At 71.3% G+C, this 16,978-nt stretch carries 16 protein-coding genes, 1 tRNA gene and 1 other RNA gene; 11 read left to right on the forward strand and 7 right to left on the reverse strand.

Translation table 11 applies throughout. The features are described from left to right. The first annotated feature begins 106 nt into the window (after positions 1-106). Positions 107-1,021, forward strand: coding sequence for an ABC transporter ATP-binding protein (locus tag AC1DWR_RS15925; protein ID WP_477614528.1), 915 nt, complete (start codon positions 107-109; stop codon positions 1,019-1,021). Continuing rightward, a complete protein-coding gene (locus tag AC1DWR_RS15930; RefSeq protein ID WP_477624754.1) occupies positions 1,018-2,169 on the forward strand; it encodes an ABC transporter permease in 1,152 nt (383 codons plus the stop codon). The genes AC1DWR_RS15925 and AC1DWR_RS15930 overlap by 4 nt, the downstream gene beginning before the upstream one ends. Positions 2,170-2,225: 56 nt before the next feature. On the opposite strand, the gene AC1DWR_RS15935 is transcribed toward AC1DWR_RS15930, so the two are convergent. The 5 genes from AC1DWR_RS15935 to AC1DWR_RS15955 form a co-directional block, all read right to left on the reverse strand. After that, positions 2,226-2,612 (reverse strand): VOC family protein, encoded by a 387-nt coding sequence (locus AC1DWR_RS15935; RefSeq protein WP_477614526.1) that lies wholly within the window; start codon positions 2,610-2,612, stop codon positions 2,226-2,228. Positions 2,613-2,734: 122 nt separating this feature from the next. After that, entirely contained in the window at positions 2,735-3,286 is a 552-nt protein-coding gene (locus tag AC1DWR_RS15940) for a DUF5063 domain-containing protein (RefSeq protein ID WP_477614525.1), read from the reverse strand. Then, positions 3,279-3,878: a recombination mediator RecR gene (recR, locus tag AC1DWR_RS15945; RefSeq protein WP_477614524.1), complete on the reverse strand. Its 600-nt coding sequence runs from the start codon at positions 3,876-3,878 to the stop codon at positions 3,279-3,281. The genes AC1DWR_RS15940 and recR overlap by 8 nt, the downstream gene beginning before the upstream one ends. 10 nt (positions 3,879-3,888) lie before the next feature. Then, positions 3,889-4,452 (reverse strand): hypothetical protein, encoded by a 564-nt coding sequence (locus AC1DWR_RS15950; protein WP_477624755.1) that lies wholly within the window; start codon positions 4,450-4,452, stop codon positions 3,889-3,891. A gap of 8 nt (positions 4,453-4,460) precedes the next feature. Then, positions 4,461-6,698: a DNA polymerase III subunit gamma and tau gene (locus AC1DWR_RS15955; protein WP_477624756.1), complete on the reverse strand. Its 2,238-nt coding sequence runs from the start codon at positions 6,696-6,698 to the stop codon at positions 4,461-4,463. 96 nt (positions 6,699-6,794) lie between these two features. Here AC1DWR_RS15955 and AC1DWR_RS15960 point away from each other — a divergent pair, with 96 nt between their 5' ends. Together AC1DWR_RS15960 and AC1DWR_RS15965 are read left to right on the forward strand one after the other, a co-directional pair. After that, the gene (locus AC1DWR_RS15960; RefSeq protein WP_477624757.1) at positions 6,795-7,490 is read left to right on the forward strand and encodes an ABC transporter ATP-binding protein; all 696 of its coding nucleotides are present in this window, start codon (positions 6,795-6,797) and stop codon (positions 7,488-7,490) included. Continuing rightward, positions 7,487-8,890 (forward strand): hypothetical protein, encoded by a 1,404-nt coding sequence (locus tag AC1DWR_RS15965; protein WP_477614520.1) that lies wholly within the window; start codon positions 7,487-7,489, stop codon positions 8,888-8,890. Before AC1DWR_RS15960 ends, AC1DWR_RS15965 begins: the two co-directional genes overlap by 4 nt. 102 nt (positions 8,891-8,992) lie before the next feature. Here AC1DWR_RS15965 and ffs read toward each other — a convergent pair. Next, an RNA gene (gene ffs, locus AC1DWR_RS15970) (signal recognition particle sRNA small type) lies at positions 8,993-9,091 on the reverse strand. Between the two features lie 132 nt (positions 9,092-9,223). Here ffs and AC1DWR_RS15975 point away from each other — a divergent pair. From AC1DWR_RS15975 to AC1DWR_RS15990, 4 genes are all read left to right on the forward strand, one after another. Further along, a tRNA-Ser gene (locus AC1DWR_RS15975) sits at positions 9,224-9,311 on the forward strand. A gap of 166 nt (positions 9,312-9,477) precedes the next feature. Next, positions 9,478-10,035 carry a hypothetical protein gene (locus AC1DWR_RS15980; RefSeq protein WP_477614516.1) on the forward strand — a complete coding sequence of 186 codons (558 nt, stop codon included), beginning with the start codon at positions 9,478-9,480 and terminating at the stop codon, positions 10,033-10,035. A gap of 91 nt (positions 10,036-10,126) precedes the next feature. After that, positions 10,127-12,079, forward strand: a complete 1,953-nt coding sequence (locus AC1DWR_RS15985; protein ID WP_477624863.1) for a propionyl-CoA synthetase — start codon at positions 10,127-10,129, stop codon at positions 12,077-12,079. Between the two features lie 9 nt (positions 12,080-12,088). Continuing rightward, positions 12,089-13,009 (forward strand): AEC family transporter, encoded by a 921-nt coding sequence (locus AC1DWR_RS15990; protein ID WP_477614515.1) that lies wholly within the window; start codon positions 12,089-12,091, stop codon positions 13,007-13,009. Positions 13,010-13,014: 5 nt separating this feature from the next. Here AC1DWR_RS15990 and AC1DWR_RS15995 read toward each other — a convergent pair whose 3' ends face one another. Then, on the reverse strand, positions 13,015-14,607 hold the full coding sequence (locus tag AC1DWR_RS15995; protein ID WP_477614514.1) for a helicase HerA-like domain-containing protein: 1,593 nt from the start codon (positions 14,605-14,607) through the stop codon (positions 13,015-13,017). Positions 14,608-14,697: 90 nt separating this feature from the next. Here AC1DWR_RS15995 and AC1DWR_RS16000 point away from each other — a divergent pair, with 90 nt between their 5' ends. The 3 genes from AC1DWR_RS16000 (at position 14,698) to AC1DWR_RS16010 (ending at position 16,943) form a co-directional block, all read left to right on the forward strand. Next, positions 14,698-14,994 (forward strand): type II toxin-antitoxin system VapB family antitoxin, encoded by a 297-nt coding sequence (locus tag AC1DWR_RS16000; RefSeq protein WP_179421136.1) that lies wholly within the window; start codon positions 14,698-14,700, stop codon positions 14,992-14,994. A gap of 63 nt (positions 14,995-15,057) precedes the next feature. Beyond that, positions 15,058-15,585 (forward strand): LytR C-terminal domain-containing protein, encoded by a 528-nt coding sequence (locus AC1DWR_RS16005; protein WP_477624758.1) that lies wholly within the window; start codon positions 15,058-15,060, stop codon positions 15,583-15,585. 158 nt (positions 15,586-15,743) lie between these two features. Continuing rightward, complete coding sequence (locus AC1DWR_RS16010) at positions 15,744-16,943, forward strand: GAF domain-containing protein (RefSeq protein ID WP_477624864.1); 1,200 nt, start codon at positions 15,744-15,746, stop codon at positions 16,941-16,943. Positions 16,944-16,978 lie beyond the last annotated feature (35 nt).

Below are 16,978 nucleotides of genomic sequence, written 5' to 3' on the forward strand. Positions count from 1 at the left end.
GCCAGCATAACTGCCGTCCTCATCGTGGGACGTGGGTGCCGCATGCCGGACGCGGGTGAGTACGAAAGCCCATGGCAGGCGGGTCCTGCACCGCTAGCCTTCGCGCATGAGCATCGAGGTACAGGGGGTGCGGCGAGCGTTCGGGGACGTGCTCGCCGTCGACAGCATCAGCCTCACGGCCCAGCCGGGCGAGGTCACGGCGTTGATCGGTCCCAACGGTTCGGGCAAGACGACGCTGCTGCTGATGATGGCGACGTTGCTCGTGCCGGACCAGGGGCAGATCCGCATCGACGGGCTCGACCCCGTCAGCCAGCCGACCGAGGTCCGGGCCAAGATCGGGTGGATGCCCGACGGCTTCGGCACCTGGGACGCGCTCACGGTGCGCGAGGTGCTGCACACCATCGCCGCGGCATACCGGATGCCGGCGGACCGGGCACGGGCCCGCACCGACGAGCTGTTGCACACGGTGCACCTCGACGACCTCGCGGACCGTCGCGCGCGGGTGCTCTCGCGAGGGCAGAAGCAGCGGCTCGGCCTGGCCCGCGCCCTCATCAACGACCCCAGCGTGCTCCTGCTCGACGAGCCGGCTTCCGGACTGGACCCGCGCAGTCGCATCGAGCTGCGCGATGTGTTGAGATCCCTTGCGGCACAAGGCAAGACGGTGCTCGTTTCCAGTCACATCCTCACTGAGCTCCAGGAGGTCGCCGACCGCGCCGTCATCGTGGCGCGCGGGCGGAGCCTCGAGACCCAGAGCCTCGACGCGGACTTCGTCGCGACGGCGATGGCCTCCTGGCGCATCGACTCGCTCGACCCCGAGGACCTCACCAGCTGGCTCGAGGAACACCACGTCCCCGCGATCCGGGTCGGAGGCGGCCTCACCGAGGTCGAAGTGGCCGGGGAGGAGAACGCCGCGCGGCTGCTCGCCGACCTGGTCCGCGACGGCATCCGGGTCATCGCCTTCGCTCCCAGTCAGGGCGCCCTCGAGTCCGCCTACCTCGCAGCGACGGAGGACCGGCGATGAGCTGGCACGGCATCCGGACGATCGCAGCCCTCGAGCTGCGTCAACGAGTCCGCACCTCGCGCTGGCCGATCGTGCTGGCGGTCTGGGTCATCCTCATCGCGGGGGTCACCTTCCTCGCCTACTGGGCGACGAACGACCCCGACCTCAGATCGGGATCGGCGATGTACGACATCGTCGTCTTCTTCGTGCTGGGCCTGTCCATGCTCATCGTCCCCTCGCTCACCGCGACCTCGGTCAACGGCGACCGTGAGCACGGGGTCCTCGCGACCCTGCAGACGACGCTGCTCTCACCCTGGGACATCGCGCTCGGCAAGCTGCTCTCGGCGTGGGCGATCTCGCTGGCCTTCCTCACCAGCGCGCTGCCGTTCCTGGCCTGGGCCTGGTTCGAGGGAGGCATCTCGGCGGGGGGCATCGTGATGTCCCTGGTGGTGCTCGTCCTCGTGCTGGCGGTGGTCTGCGCGATCGGCCTGATGTTCTCCACGCTGACGGCGCGACCTGTCGCCTCGGCCGTGCTGACGTACCTGACGATGGGAGCCCTGGTCTTCGGCACCACCATCGGGTTCGGGCTCAGCGCCTTCCTCGTGACCCAGGAGGAGACCCAGCAGGTCTTCGGCATCCCCGAGTCGTGGTACCAGACCCACCAGGCCCCCGCCTTCGACCCCAACGACCCCAACCTCACCCCCGAACAGCTCGAGCAGATCCAGAAGAGCCAGGTCGAGCCGACGCGCGCGGACTGCACCACGTTCACGCGTCGCACGACCGTGGCGCACACGGAGCGCATCTGGTGGATGCTGCCGCTCAACCCGTTCGTCGTGGTCGCCGACGCCGCGCCCTCCCAGCCCCGCAAGACCAACGGGATGTACTCCAGCGGCTTCACTCCCATGCGCTGGATCAGCGCCGGCTCACGGATGGCGCGCAACGGGCCGGACGCCGTCGCGCAGGAGTGCGCCGGCTTCGTGGGCCCAGGTCAGGGGGACTTCACGGACGAGAGCTATGTGGACCCGCTGGACGAGGCCCTCGAAACCGCTCCGGTCTGGCCGTTCGGTCTCGGGTTCCTGCTGATCGCCGGCGTCGGCGCCGGGGTGGTGGCGGGTCAGCGGCTGCGGACGCCGATCCGCCGACTGCCCAACGGGACCCGCATCGCCTGACCGCTCGCGCCGCCGGAGATGCGTCGCACTTCCGGCGAGACGGGTATGCCGTACCTCTAGTACGTCGAGCCCCTGCGCCAGGCCATCTCCTGCAGCTCGAAGCTGTTGCCGTCAGGATCGGAGAAGTTCGCTCCCTTGACACCGCCGCCGAAGTCGTGGATCTCGCTGACCTCCACGCCTCTGCGGACGAGCTCGGCACGGGCCTCCGTGATGTCCTCCACGACCAGGTGCAGGCCCCTGGCACTCCCCGGCTCACCCGCGTACACCTCCAGCCCCGTCCCGAAACCGATCGAACAACCCGAGCCCTCTGGCGTCAGCTGGACGATCCGGACACCCTCGGCGGGCCGCACGTCAACGTCCTTGGTGAAGCCGAGCTTGTCGCCGTAGAAGGCGATGGCCCGGTCAACGTCCGCCACCGGGAGCGGAATCAGTTCCAGCTTCATCTGCATCGCAGTCGAACCCCCTCGGTCTGCTCTCGTTTCACGTGCTCTTGCAGCGCGTCTCAGTGATCTTGCAGCACGTCCGCACGTCCGCGCGTCCGCACGCCCGCACCGCCGCGCGGGTGTCAGGGGTGCAGGGCGTCGAACTCGGCCTCGGAGACCCGCTCCTCGTCGGCGTCGAGCCGGATGTGGCCGAGCAGGGACTGCAGGACCCGCAGGGCGGAGGCCGCCCGCTCGCCCCAGTCGGAGAGATAGCTGAACTGCCACCACCAGAGCGCCTCGGACATCCGCCCGGCGTCGTAGTGCCGCAGCCCGTGGGCGAGTGCGGAGGCGACGACCGTCACGTCGTTGGACAGTGATCCGGTGGCGAGCTCGGTGGAGGTGACGGGGTCGACGAGGTCGGCGTACTCGTCGAGTCCCTCGAAGAGGTTCGCGACGCCCGTGCGCAGCGGGTCGAGCTCGGCCTCGACCGTGTCGGCCTCGAACCGCTCCGCCGGGAGGATGTCCTCGATGGCGCCGAGCCGGGCACCCATGACGAGCGCCTGGGACAACGCGAGGAGCGTCATCGGGATCGCCGCGTCCGGCGCCGTCCCCGAGGCCACCTCGGTGACCGTCGAGAGATAGGCGCGGGCGTCGGCGGCCGACTCGTCGGCCAGCACCCGCAGGTCGTCAGACATCGAGAAGCCTCCTGCCTTCGAACGCCCGGCCGAGGGTGACCTCGTCGGCATACTCCAGATCGCCACCCACGGGCAGACCCGACGCGAGCCGGGTCACCCGCAACCCCATGGGCCGCAGGAAACGGGCCAGGTAGCTGGCCGTCGCCTCGCCCTCGAGGTTGGGGTCGGTCGCGATGATGATCTCGGTGACCTCGGCCGACGCGAGCCGGGTCATCAGCTCCTTGATGCGCAGGTCGTCCGGCCCGACACCGTCGATCGGGCTGATCGCCCCACCCAGCACGTGGTAGCGCCCGCGGAACTCACGGGTGCGCTCGATGGCGACCACGTCCTTCGGCTCCTCCACGACGCAGATGGCGGTGCCGTCACGGCGCGGGTCGGCGCAGATCCGGCACTGCTCGGACTCCGCCACGTTGCCGCAGGTCTCGCAGAACCGCACCTTGGCCTTGACCTCGGTGAGCACCTCGACGAGGCGCTTCACGTCGACCGCGTCGGCCTGCAGCAGGTGGAAGGCGATCCGCTGGGCGCTCTTGGGACCGACTCCGGGCAGTCGCCCGAGCTCGTCGATCAGGTCCTGGACCACGCCTTCGTACACACCAGTGAGCCTATGCCCTCGCGGTGTCGCTGGTGGGCTGGACCCGCTCGCGAAGCCCTGCCGCCAGGCCCATGACGGTGAGCTGGTCGAACAACCCGCCCAGGTGCTCCGCCACGAACCGGTGCCTGACCGGCGCCAACCGCAACCGCAGCTGCACCCGGGTGCGTCGGCCACCGACAGATGTCAGCCGCAGGCACCAGGTCAGGTGGGTGCGGCCGCGGGTCGAGCCGTAGAGCAGGTGCCGGGCCGGTGCGAGCTCCACGACGGTGAACGTCGCGTCCGCTCCACCCCAGTCCGGGATGACGTCGCCGACCGAGAGTGCCTGGTGGCGGTCATCGAGCCTCCGCAGCCCTCGACGGGCGGGCGGCACGAACCGCTCGACCGCCGCGGGGAGGTACCACCCGGCTCGCCGCTTCCCCAGCTGGACGATCCACGGCCACACGGCGTCGGGGGGAACCTGAAGGGTGAAGGCACGGTCCATCACGACGTCCGCGGGGGCCACGACGTCGTCGCCGGGCAGCGACGACGCCCGCTCGGCTGCGGTCGGACGCGTGAGGAGCTCGGCGACCTGCATCGCAGCGGTCAGGGACCTTCGTCGATGACCTTGCCGCCGAGCAGTCGCTCGATGACCGGCCTGCCGACCTCGCCCAGCTCGGCGATGTCCTCGTCGTCGGCACTGGCGGCGCTGTCATCGGCGACATAGGTGTCAGGCGTGCGCGCTGGCTCCTCCGCCGCCACGGCAGCCTTCGCCGCGGCCAGCCTCGAACCGGTGCCCGGCTCGGCGGCGGGCGCGGTCGCCGGCTCGGGGGGTGGGGTCGACGCAGCCCCCGCCACGTCGTCGCTGGCCCAGCTCGGGCCGTTCGACGGGCCGGACGAGGCGGTCGCCCAGCCGCCACCTGTCTCCGGGGGTGGGCTCGAGGCAGCGAGGCCCGCGTATGCCGCCGGGCCGCCAGAGCTTCCCGCCGCACCGCCGTCCGTCCCGCCCCGGGCGCGCGACGGCGCGGGGTTGTCGCCCTTGACTGCCGGGTCGTCGGACGGGAACCGGTTGGCGGGAGCGACGGTGGGGTGGGCCTCGCCGCTCGGTGCGGAGACGGCGGCATCGGGGGTGGGGATCCCCTCGACGCGTGCGTCCACGCCGAGCACGTCGATGAGCGCCTGACGGACCAGGTCGGCGTGCGGGCCGTGCCGGAAGGTGTTGGCGATGCCGACGGTCGAGATGCCCAGGACCACCTTGGAGCCGTCGTAGTCGTAGACGGTCGCATGCTCGGAGAGCAGGGTCCACGTGGTGCGCTTGTGCTTGAAGATCCAGCCGAGGATGTCCGGCCACGCCCGGCGGATGGCCGCGACGTCGATGCCGCCGGTGGGGGTGCTGGTGCGCGGCGCCTCTGCGGCAGCGGCCGGCTCGGTCGCCACTGGCTCGGTCGCTGGGGGCTCGGTCGCCACTGGCTCGGTCGCCACACGCTCGGGCGGCCCTGACTGGTGCTGCGGCTCCGTCGACAGGTCGTGCGGCTCGACCGCCCGCGCCGGTGCGGGGGTCGGGACGGGCTCGGGCTCGGACGCAGGCACGGCTACCGGCTGCGGGGTGGCCGGCGCCGCGGGGGCCGAGGGCGACGTGGGGGGGACGGGTGCTGCCGCTGCACGGGCCACTGACGGGACGCCCTCGACGTCGAGGCGACGTTCGAGGCGGTCCAGGCGCGCGGCATACCCGGACTCACCGGAGGCGGCGGGGAGCAGCACGCGCGCGCAGATGAGCTCGAGCTGGAGTCGCGGCGCGGTGGCGCCGGTCATCTCGGTGAGGCCGGCGTTGACGATGTCGGCGGCCCGCGACAGGGCACCGCCGCCGAAGGCGGCCGACTGCTGACGCATGCGTTCGAGCTGGTCCTCGGGCACGCCGCGCAACACCGAGGACGCGCCATCCGGAACCGCCGCCACGACGATGAGGTCGCGCAACCTCTCCAGCAGGTCCTCGACGAACCGACGCGGGTCGAGGCCGGTCTCGATGACGCGGTCGACCTGGTGGAAGACCCCTGCGGCGTCGGCCGCGGCGAAGGCGTCGATGATCGCGTCGAGGAGCTCGGCATCGGTGAAGCCCAGCAGGGCGGCCGCACCCTCGTAGGTCAGCCCCTCGTCGCTCGACCCGGCGATGAGCTGGTCGAGCACCGACAGCGAGTCACGCACCGAACCGCCGCCCGCGCGCGTGACGAAGGAGAGCACGCCGGGGGCCACCGCGACGCCCTCCTGCTCGCACAGGCTGCCCATGTAGTCGGAGAGCTGGCCGGGTGGGACCAGCCGGAACGGGTAGTGGTGGGTGCGGCTGCGGATCGTGCCGATGACCTTCTCGGGCTCGGTCGTCGCGAAGACGAACTTCACGTGCTCGGGCGGCTCCTCGACGATCTTGAGCAGCGCGTTGAAGCCCTGCGGCGTGACCATGTGGGCCTCGTCGATGATGTAGATCTTGTAGCGGCTCTGCGCCGGACCATAGGACGCGCGTTCGCGCAGGTCACGGGCGTCGTCGACACCACCGTGGCTGGCGGCGTCGATCTCGATGACGTCGACGCTGCCGGCGCCACCGCGGGCGAGCGCGACGCACGAGTCGCACGTGCCGCACGGGGTCGGCGTCGGCCCCTGCTCGCAGTTGAGGCAGCGGGCCAGGATGCGGGCGCTGGTCGTCTTGCCGCACCCGCGAGGCCCCGAGAACAGGTAGGCGTGGTTGACCCGGCCCGTGCGCAGCGCTTGCATCAGGGGCTCGGTGACGTGCTCCTGGCCGATGACGTCGGCGAAGGTCTCGGGCCGGTAGCGGCGGTACAACGCGGTGCTCACCTCGGGAACCCTAGTCGCCCCCGACGACATCCGCGGCGTCCGCGCGCGTCGGGCGTCCAGACCCGGGTGGCACACTGACGGCGACGAAGGAGGCAGATGTTCGCACGGCGCAGACAGCCCACCGCCGAGCCGGATCCGGGCGGGGAAGGGACGACCCAACCGCTGACCCTGACGGCCACCGGAGTCGCCAAGGAGATCGACGGCAACGTGCTCCTGCGGCCCGTCGACCTGGCCGTCACCTCCGGGCAGTGCGTCGTCCTGCGCGGGGAGAACGGCAGCGGCAAGACCACCCTGCTGCGGATCCTCGCCGGCACCCTCGACGCCTCGTCGGGCACTGCCGGCCTCGACGGGCAGCCGCTCGACGAGCGCGACCCGGCCACGCGCGCCCGGGTGGCCGCGCTCATCGGCTCGCCCACGGCATACCGCGACCTGACCCTCATCGACCACCTCGTCCTCATCGACTCGACGTGGGGCGGGGCCATCGGCACCGCGGACGAGCGGGCCGACGCGATGCTGGCCGAGCTGGAGGTGGACCACCTCTCCGAACGGTTCCCCCACGAGCTCTCGTCCGGGCAGCAACACCTCTTCCACCTCGCGATGGTGCTGTTCCGCCCGGCCCGGGTGCTGCTGCTCGACGAACCTGAGCAGCGGCTCGACACCCACAAGCGCGCGCTGCTCACCGACATCCTGCTGGCCCGCAAGGCCACCGGCGCCGCGCTCGTCGTCGCCTGCCACGACCCCGGCATGACGGCCGCCCTGGGTGACGCGGTGGTCGACATCGTCGGCCCATGAGCGACCCCTCCGTCGAGGTCGCCGGACCGGCGACCGACCGCGAACGCCTCGCCCAGGCGCGCGAGGTCATCCGAGGCGGCCTGCCCGACAAGGGCAACGGCAATGCCGTGTATGCCGCCTACGTCGCCGTGATCGCGTCCCTCGTCTACGGGGTGCCGGCGTCGCGGGCCTTCTTCGAGTTCGTCGACCCGGCGTGGCTCTCACGTCACCTGACCGGGGTCCAGGGTGTCCTCGTCGTCGGTGCCGTCGTCGTGGCACTCCTGCTGCTCGCGCACCGGCTCGGCTCGGTGCGGGGCCCGGTCGTGCCCGACCTGCCCTACCTCGACCACGTCGTGGTCAGCGGCCTCGACCGCGCCGTCGTGCTGCGCCGCTCATGGCGGCTCAGCCTCCTCGGCTGCCTGGTCGGCGGGCTGCTCACCGGTGCGGTGATCGGCACCGGCATGGTGGTCGCCGCAGTGGCGTCGCCGCTGGCCCTCGTCCCGACCACTCTCGGGGGCCTGGCGGTCGGGCTCGGCTTCGCCGGCGCGTGGCTGTGGGGGCAGGTACGGTCCTGGCCCACCGGCACGAGAGGTCCCGGGACGGTCCTGCGCGAGGTCCGTTCGCTGCGGGCCCTGCACCACGTCAGCCTGCGGACCCAGGCCGCGCGCGCCGTGACGATCGGGGGTGCGGTGCTCGCGGGTGACCTGCGCGCTGCCCGGCTCGACGTCGCCTCCCCCACGACGCGGCTTCGTCGTCGGCGGCTGCGTGCCCGCGGGCCGGTGGCCGTGGTCGCCGCGCGTGACTGGCTGGGGCTGCGACGATCACCCGGAGCGCTCATGGTCGGCGCGATCCTTTCCGGTGGCGGGTGCTGGGCGCTCGCCCACGCGGCGACCCCAGGGGTCCCGAACATCGTCGCCTTCGTCGGCATCGTCGCCTGTTACCTCGGCTACGGCGCCTGGGCCGAGGGGATGCGACTGCAGGGGGACAACGCCGGGACGACGCCCCTCATCGGGCTGGCGTACGGGCAGGAGGCGCTGGCCCACCTGGTCGCCCCCTCCCTGTTGTATGCCGTCGTGGCGCTGCTCGCGGGCGCCGCGGTCGCGTTGACGTCGACAGGCGGCGTCGCCGTGGTGGTCTGGCCCCTTGCCATGGTCGCCCTTGTGGCGGGCGCGCACCTCATGGCCGCCTTCCGCGGCCTGCCGCCGGTGTCCTTGTTCTCGCCGGGCTCGGCCGTGATGTCGGTTGCCTTCTGGTACGCCCGCCCGCTGCTGCTCACGGTCATCGGCGGGGTCGCCGCCTCGGCGCTGCTCACCCGGTCCGGCGCGTCGAACGCGCTCATGGTCCTGGTGCTCGCGTCCTACGCGGCCGTCACCTTCGGCCGGCGCCGCGTCCGGCTGCTCGACGAGGGCCACCGGACCTGAGCCGGCCGCGCCAGGCATTCGGGGCGAGTGGCCGAAAGTACGGCGTCAGGACCCGCCAAGCGCCCGTGCTTTCGGGCGAGTGGCCGAAAGTACGGGCGGGCACACACGGGGACACCCCGCGTACCTGGAAGAGCTCTCCTACCCTTGCTGCATTCCTGCCCTGGGGGAGTTCGGAGAGGTACCACCACACGGGGTGCCTGCCGCCAGTGTAGACGGGGGGCCAGCGGGTCTGCGAATCCGCTGGCCCGGCCGGCACGCCGGACCTGGCCGGACCTGGCTGCGCCATCTGAGGCGATTTCAGGGCAGGCCGTTCGCTCAGGTAGCCTCCTCGGCGGAGGATTCGCATAGTGGCCTAGTGCGCACGCTTGGAAAGCGTGTTGAGTGAAAGCTCTCAGGGGTTCGAATCCCCTATCCTCCGCCAACCAGACAAGGCCCCCCACGCAGGTGCAGGGGGCCTTCGTCATGGATGAGGCGACCGGAGGGCTTTAGAAACTCCGGCGCCCACCCGACAACCGGGCGCGAGACTGGCTCAGCGCAGGGTTCCGAGACAGGATGTCAACACATCGCTCGGAGGGAGCACCAACCAGATGGCTCGACAGATCTCGTGGCGCGGAGTGCTGAGCCCGGACGGCCCCGGTGACGGGCGGCCCGAGGCCCAGCGGTTGTGGCGGCCGGGCAGCCCGGTGGTCCCGCCGCGCTCGATCGTCGACAGCGTCCGGCTCATGCAGTTCGGCGCCGCGCTCGAGGTCGCCGAGATCGTTCGTGGCTTCCTCACTCGGGGCCAGCTGCACGACGCCATCGCCCGCGAGGCCGCCGCCAGCCACCTCGTCGCGACCGAAGCGGACATCGACGGCGTGCTGCGAGTCAGCCTCACCGTCACCACGGTGACCGCGGCGCTGGCCTGCGCCCTCTGGCTCTACCTCGCCCGCGTGACGGCACGCGGGTCCCGATGGGGACGCATCGTCGCCAGCGTGTTGTTCGCGCTCGCGGTCGGGAGCTTCTTCGGCGGACTGCTGCCCACCGCCGGCCTCTTTGCCCAGGCCTTCGCCCTGGCCCTCCTCGCGGTCGGCGCCTGGACCCTGGTCCGCTTGTGGCACCGGGACTCGAGCGCCTACATCAAGTACCAGACCCGCCCTCAGGAATGACCGCCGCCGCCTGACGGGGCGGCTTCGCACCCGCACCGCTCTGGCGGGTCCCCCCGTGGTGCCGCACGATGGCGGGATGGACGATCGCGGGATGGACGATGGCGGCAACGGCGGTGCCGGCCTCAAGGGTGGCGGACTGGGCAACGGCGCGTACCGCGCGGCATACGAGCGGAGCCTCAGGGACCCGGACGGCTTCTGGGGCGACGCGGCGAAGGCGATCGACTGGATCACTCCCCCGCAGCGGGTGCTGGACGACGACCGGCCGCCGTTCTACCGGTGGTTCACCGGCGGCACCCTCAACACCTGCTTCAACGCCCTCGACCGGCACGTCGCCGCCGGGCGCGGCGACCAGGCTGCGCTGCACTACGACAGCCCCGTCACCGACACCCACGAGACGATCACGTATGCCGCGTTGCTCGACCGCGTCGCGACGTTCGCCGGCGCCCTGGCCTCGCTCGGGGTAGAGAAGGGTGACCGGGTCGTCATCTACATGCCGATGGTGCCGGAGGCAGTCGTCGCGATGCTGGCGTGCGCGCGCCTCGGCGCCGTCCACTCGGTCGTCTTCGGGGGCTTCGCCGCCGCGGAGCTCGCGGCACGCATCGAGGACGCCAAGCCCACTGTCGTCGTCGCGGCGAGCTGTGGCGTGGAGCCGACTCGCGTGGTCGAGTACAAGCCGTTGCTCGACGCGGCCCTCGACCGCAGCTCGCACAAGCCGGAGTCGGTGATCGTCCTGCAGCGCGAGCAGGCCCGCGCGGCAGTCGGCGAGCGCGACACCGACTGGGAGGAGCTCGACTGGGACGAGCTGGTCGCCGATGCCGAGCCCGCCGACTGCGTCGAGGTCGCCGCGACCGACCCGCTCTACATCCTCTACACCTCTGGCACGACCGGGCGGCCGAAGGGGATCGTGCGCGACAACGGCGGCCACGCCGTCGCGCTGCGGTGGTCAATGGGCAACGTCTACGGCATCGACCCGGGCGACACCTGGTTCACGGCCAGCGACGTCGGCTGGGTCGTCGGCCACTCCTACATCGTCTACGCCCCACTCCTGACGGGCGCGACTTCCGTTCTCTACGAAGGGAAACCGGTCGGCACACCGGACGCGAGCGCGTTCTGGAGGGTGATCGCCGAGCACGGGGTGAAGGCCATGTTCACGGCCCCCACGGCCTACCGGGCCATCAAGCGCGACGACCCTGACGGCGCCTTGATGAAGGGGCACGACCTCTCCTGCCTCCAGACGGTCTTCCTCGCCGGGGAGCGCCTTGATCCCGACACCTACGAGTGGGCGAGCGAGCGGCTCGGGGTGCCCGTGGTCGACAACTGGTGGCAGACCGAGACTGGCTGGCCGATCGCGGCCAACCTGCGCGGCCTGGAGCCGATGCCGATCAAGCCGGGCTCCCCCACGGTGCCCGCGCCGGGTTACGACGTGCGGATCCTCGGCGAGAACGGGCAGGAGCTGCCCGCCGGCGAGGAGGGCGCCATCTGCATCAGGCTCCCGCTCCCCCCAGGCACCTTGCCCACCCTGTGGGGCGACGACGACCGGTACGTCGCCGGCTACCTTTCCGCCTTCGACGGTTACTACCTCACCGGTGACGGCGGCCTGGTCGACGAGGACGGTTACCTCTACGTCATGGGCCGCACGGACGACGTGCTCAACGTCGCTGGGCACCGGTTGTCGACGGGCTCGATCGAGGCTGCTCTCGCCGGCCACCCCGCCGTGGCGGAGTGCGCGGTGATCGGGGTCAACGACCAGCTCAAGGGACAGGTCCCCCGCGCGCTGGTCGTGCTCAAGGCCGGGGTCGACGGTGCGGCCGACGGTGAGCGGATCCGCGCCGAGCTCCACCAGCGGGTGCGCGACGAGGTGGGTGCGATCGCGTCCCTGAAGCAGGTCGACATCGTCACCGCGCTGCCCAAGACCCGCTCCGGCAAGATCCTGCGCAAGACGATGCGCGAGATCGCCGACGGCAAGACCCCCAACGTGCCGGGCACCATCGAGGACGCCTCGGTCCTTGAGACCCTTGCGCCGGTCCTGCGCCCGCCCACCTAGCCTGTCGGTGTGCAGGGCGTACTCAACGGGTTCACGACGATCGCCGTCGTCATCGCCGTCGGCGCCCTGCTCGCCCACCTGAGGATCGTCGACCTCGGTGCACAGCAGGTGCTTTCACGCATCGCCTTCTTCGTCGCCAGCCCTGCCCTGATGGTGATCACGCTGTCTCGGGCCGACGTCCACCAGGTGCTGTCGGCCAACCTCATCGCATCGGTCGCCGGCGTTGCAGCGGCAGCCGGCATCTACATCGCGCTGGCACGGCTGGTCTGGCACCGCTCGCTCGGTGACACCACGATCGGCGCCCTGTCCGCGGCATACGTCAATGCCGGGAACCTCGGCATCCCGGTGGCGAGCTATGTGCTGGGCGACGCGGCGTTCGTCGCGCCCACCCTGCTGCTGCAGCTCCTCGTCCTGCAACCACTCGCGCTGGGTTTCCTCGACGCCGATGCGCACGGGCGGTCACGGTGGTGGCAGCTGCTGACCCGTCCGTTCCGCAACCCGCTGACCGTCGGTTCACTGGTCGGGCTCGGCCTGTCGATCACGGGCTGGACGCTGCCCACGATGGTCGCCGCGCCCCTGGGGCTGCTCGGCGACATGGCCGTGCCGTGCATGTTGGTCGCCTACGGGATCGCGCTGCGGCTGGGCCCGGGGCTGGGCCGGGCCGGCTCGGTGGCCGAGCTCGCGTCGACGTCGGCCCTCAAGCTCTTCGTGCAGCCAGCGGTGGCCTGGTTCGTGGCGAGCGTCCTGCTCGGCGTCGACGGGCACGCGCTGCTCGCGATCGTGGTCACCTCGGCGCTGCCGACGGCGCAGAACATCTTCGTGCACGCGACCCGCTACAACCGCGCCACGGTGCTGGCCCGCGACACCATCCTCATCACGACGGTGGGCGCCGTGCCGGTCATCCTGCTGGTCGCCGCCCTCCTCGGCTGAGCCACTCAGCGGGAGCGGCGGGCGGTGCCGAAGATCGAGCGGGTGATCTCGCGGCCGAGCACCGTGCCGGCCGAACGCAGTGCCGACTTGAAGGCGCTCGACCTCACGACCTGCTCGACGATGCCCGGCTCCTCCTTCGGTGCCCGCGGAGCGCGCTCCGGTGCCGGGGCCTTCGGAGCCGGAGCCTTGGGAGCCGGGGCCTCCTCGGGAGTGGGCGCCTGCTGCAGTCGCGCCTGGAGCTTCTCGTAGGCGGACTCGCGGTCGACCATCTCGGCATACTTCGACGACAGGGGCGACGCCGCGATGATCTGCTTCACGGTGGCCTCGTCGGACGGGGCCATCAGCGACTGCGGCGCGATCATCCGGGTCCACGCGACAGGTGTCGGGGCGCCCCGCTCGGACAGGACGGTGACCACGGCCTCGCCCGTGCCGAGCGAGGTCAGCAACTCGGCCAGGTCGTAGCCGCTGTGCGGATACGTGGACACAGCCGCCTTGAGGGCCTTGGCGTCGTCGGGCGTGAAGGCCCGCAGCGCGTGCTGCACCCGGTTCCCGAGCTGGGCCAGGACGTCGCCGGGCACGTCCTTGGGTGACTGCGTCACGAAGAAGACGCCGACGCCCTTGGAGCGGATCAGTCGCACGGTCTGCTCGATCGCGTCCTGGAACGCCTTGCTCGCGTCGCTGAACAGCAGGTGGGCCTCGTCGAAGAAGAACACCAGCTTGGGCTTGTCGACGTCCCCCACCTCGGGCAGGTCGTGGAAGAGGTCGGCCAGCAGCCACATGAGGAACGTGGAGAACAGCGCGGGCCGGTCCTGGACGGCGGGCAGCTCGAGGCACGTGACGAGGCCCTTGCCGTCCGCAGCGGTCCGCAGCAGGTCCTGGGTATCGAACTCCGGCTCACCGAAGAAGGCATCGGCGCCCTGGTCCGAGAACGAGATCAGCTCACGCAGGATCACCCCGGCCGTCGCCGACGACAGCCCGCCGAGCGACTTCAGGTCAGCCTTGCCCTCGTCGGAGTTGAGGAAGGCGATGACCTCGCGGAGGTCCTTGATGTCCAGGAGCGCGAGGCCGTTCTTGTCCGCGTAGTGGAACACCAGTCCGAGGCTGGACTCTTGGGTCTCGTTGAGCCCCAACACCTTTGACAGCAGCGTGGGTCCGAACGACGTGATCGTGGCGCGAATGGGGATGCCGTTGCCGAGTCCACCGAGCGACAGGAACTCGGTCGGGTATGCCGTGCCGACCCATTGCTGCCCGACGTCCGTCGCGCGGGCGGTGATCCGGTCGTTGGCCGTCCCCGCGGTGGCCATGCCGGACAGGTCACCCTTGATGTCGGCGAGGAAGACCGGCACGCCCTGGCCGGACAGCTGCTCGGCCATGAGCTGAAGGGTCTTGGTCTTGCCGGTGCCTGTCGCGCCGGCCACGAGGCCGTGCCGGTTGAGCGTCGACAGCGGGATGCGTACCGGTGCGTCAGGATGGGCCACGCCGTCGACGACAGCGGCCCCGAAGTGGAGCGCGCCACCCGCGAAGGAGTACCCCGCGCGGATCTCGTCGAGCTGGGGAGTGGACGTGGCCGGCTGCTCCGGCGTCGCGTTCTCGGTCACCTTCGGCACTCTAGTGCGGCCCACACACGCTGGGGCAGGTGGAACGAGACGTGAAGGGCCGACCGCGCGGCATACGCCTATGGTGGCTGGGTGATCTTCAAGAAGGTGGGCGAGGGCAGGCCGTACCCCGACCACGGAAAACAGACGCCCCGCGACTGGGCCGACGTGCCACCGCGCCTCGTGCGCCTCGAACAGCTCGTCACCACCAAGCGCACCCTCGACCTCGGCCACCTGCTTGCCGAGGACTCCACGTTCTACGGGGACCTCTTCGCCCACGTGGTCGAGTGGGAGGGCACGCTCTACCTCGAGGACGGCCTGCACCGCGCACTGCGTGCCGCCCTTCAACAGCGTCCTACCCTCCACGCGCGCGTCCTCGTGCTTGACTGACCCCACGCAGCGGGGGGCCGCACGGGCCCCACGCACGCAGGACCCGCGGGTGGAGGTGGGCGAATGAGCTACGTCGTGGAGGCCGGTGCCTCGCGCACCCGCCGTGCCCGCCGACGCCGCGCACTCATCACGCTCGGGATCGTCACGCTCATGCTGTTCTTCGCCTTCTGGTACGCGTACTCGTACTTCCAGGACAGCAACAAGCCCCGCGCGGCACCGACCTCGACCTGCACGGCGACCTCCACCGTGAGGGTCCCGTCACAGGTCACGGTGAACGTCTACAACGCGACGGACCGCACGGGACTGGCCGCCAAGACCGCTTCCGACGTGCGCAAGCGTGGCTTCAAGGTTGCGGCCGTGAGCAACGACCCGCTCCAGAAGAAGGTCGCCGTCGCGGCGGAGGTGCGTTACGGCGCCACGGGGACCACGTCGGCCAAGCTCGTGCTGGCCCTGGTCAAGGGATCCAAGGGCATCAAGGACAGTCGCACGGACTCCTCTGTCGACCTCGTGCTGGGCGCAAGGTTCACCGCCCTGACGGCACCTCCCAAGGCGGCGGCGACCACGACCGCACCCAGCTCGTCCGGCTGCTGAGCCGCGCTGCGTCTCGCCGAGTCTCGCCGAGTCTCGTCGGGCCGCGCCGAACACGCTCACGTCGACCGCCTGTCGGGTCGAACCGCCCGCTCGCCTCAACTCTCGGGACGGCCGGTGACAGGCGTGGCGGCGCCCCGCACACTGACGAGGTGGAACCGATGACGGCCGTCCGCGCCCAGGTGGCGGACTCCTGGGTGAGGTCTGCTGCCGCCGGCGTGGAGGCCGACCGGATGGAGGCGCCGATCACGCTGCCCGCGGACGCCCTGCGCGACCACCGCGAGGCCCATCCGCTGGCCCAGGTCTTCCCACTGCTCGACGACGTGCTCGGCCGGGCAGCGCGCGACTGCGACGCGATCATGGCCGTCTCGGACGCCGCCGGCCAGCTGCTCTGGGTGTGCGGCACCCCGAGCGTGCTGCGCCGGGCCGAGAGCATCGGCTTCGTCGAGGGCAGCAACTGGGACGAACGCCTCGCCGGGACCAACGCGCCGGGCATGGCGCTGGCCCTCGACCAGCCCGTCAACATCATCGGGGCTGAGCACTTCCGCCGGTCGGTGCAGCGCTGGAGCTGCGCGGCCACCCCGATCCATGACCCCACCACGGCCACCTTGCTGGGCGTCCTCGACATCACCGGCGGCGAGCAGATCGTCGTGCCGCAGACGATGGCGATGGTGCGGGCCGCGGCGCGAATGGCGGAGGCGGAGCTCGCTCGGGAGCTGATGACCCGCGCCAAGGACTCGTCGCGACCCAGCCATGCGGGAATCGTCCTGTCGCTGCACGGACTCGGCCGCAACGACGCGCTGCTCACGGTCGACGACGGTCGCGGTGCGAGCAGGACGCTGCGGCTCAGCCCTCGGCACAGCGAGATCGTGCTCCTGCTGGCTGCCGCACCACGAGGTCTCTCGGGCGACGAGCTCGCCGTACTCCTCTACGAGGACGACGTGACCACCTCGACGCTGCGGGCCGAGCTCAACCGGCTCCGCACACTGCTGGGCGAGGACGTGCTCCCTTCGCGCCCGTACCGCTTGGCCGCCGAGGTCACCGCCGACTGGCTCGCGGTCGAGGCGCACCTGGCCGCGGGGTCGGTCGACGTCGCCCTGCGGTCCTACCGCGGCCCATTGCTGCCCCACTCGAGCGCACCCGGCGTCAGGCGCCTGCGCAGCAACGTCGAGGGGCAGCTGCGACGGGCTGTGCTCGCCAGCCGCGAACCCGACCTCATGTCCACCTGGACCCGGTCGGCCTGGGGCGCGGACGACTACGAGATGTGGACGGCGCAGATGGCCTGCCTGACCGCGTCGTCGCCCCTGCGCCCCCTCGTCGCCGGACAGCTCGCCCGCCTCGACCGCGAGCACGGCCTCTGACGCCTGCGCGCCGCGCGGCATACCTGCCGGTCGCT

The sequence above is a fragment of the Pedococcus sp. P2_E2 genome, assembly GCF_056403955.1.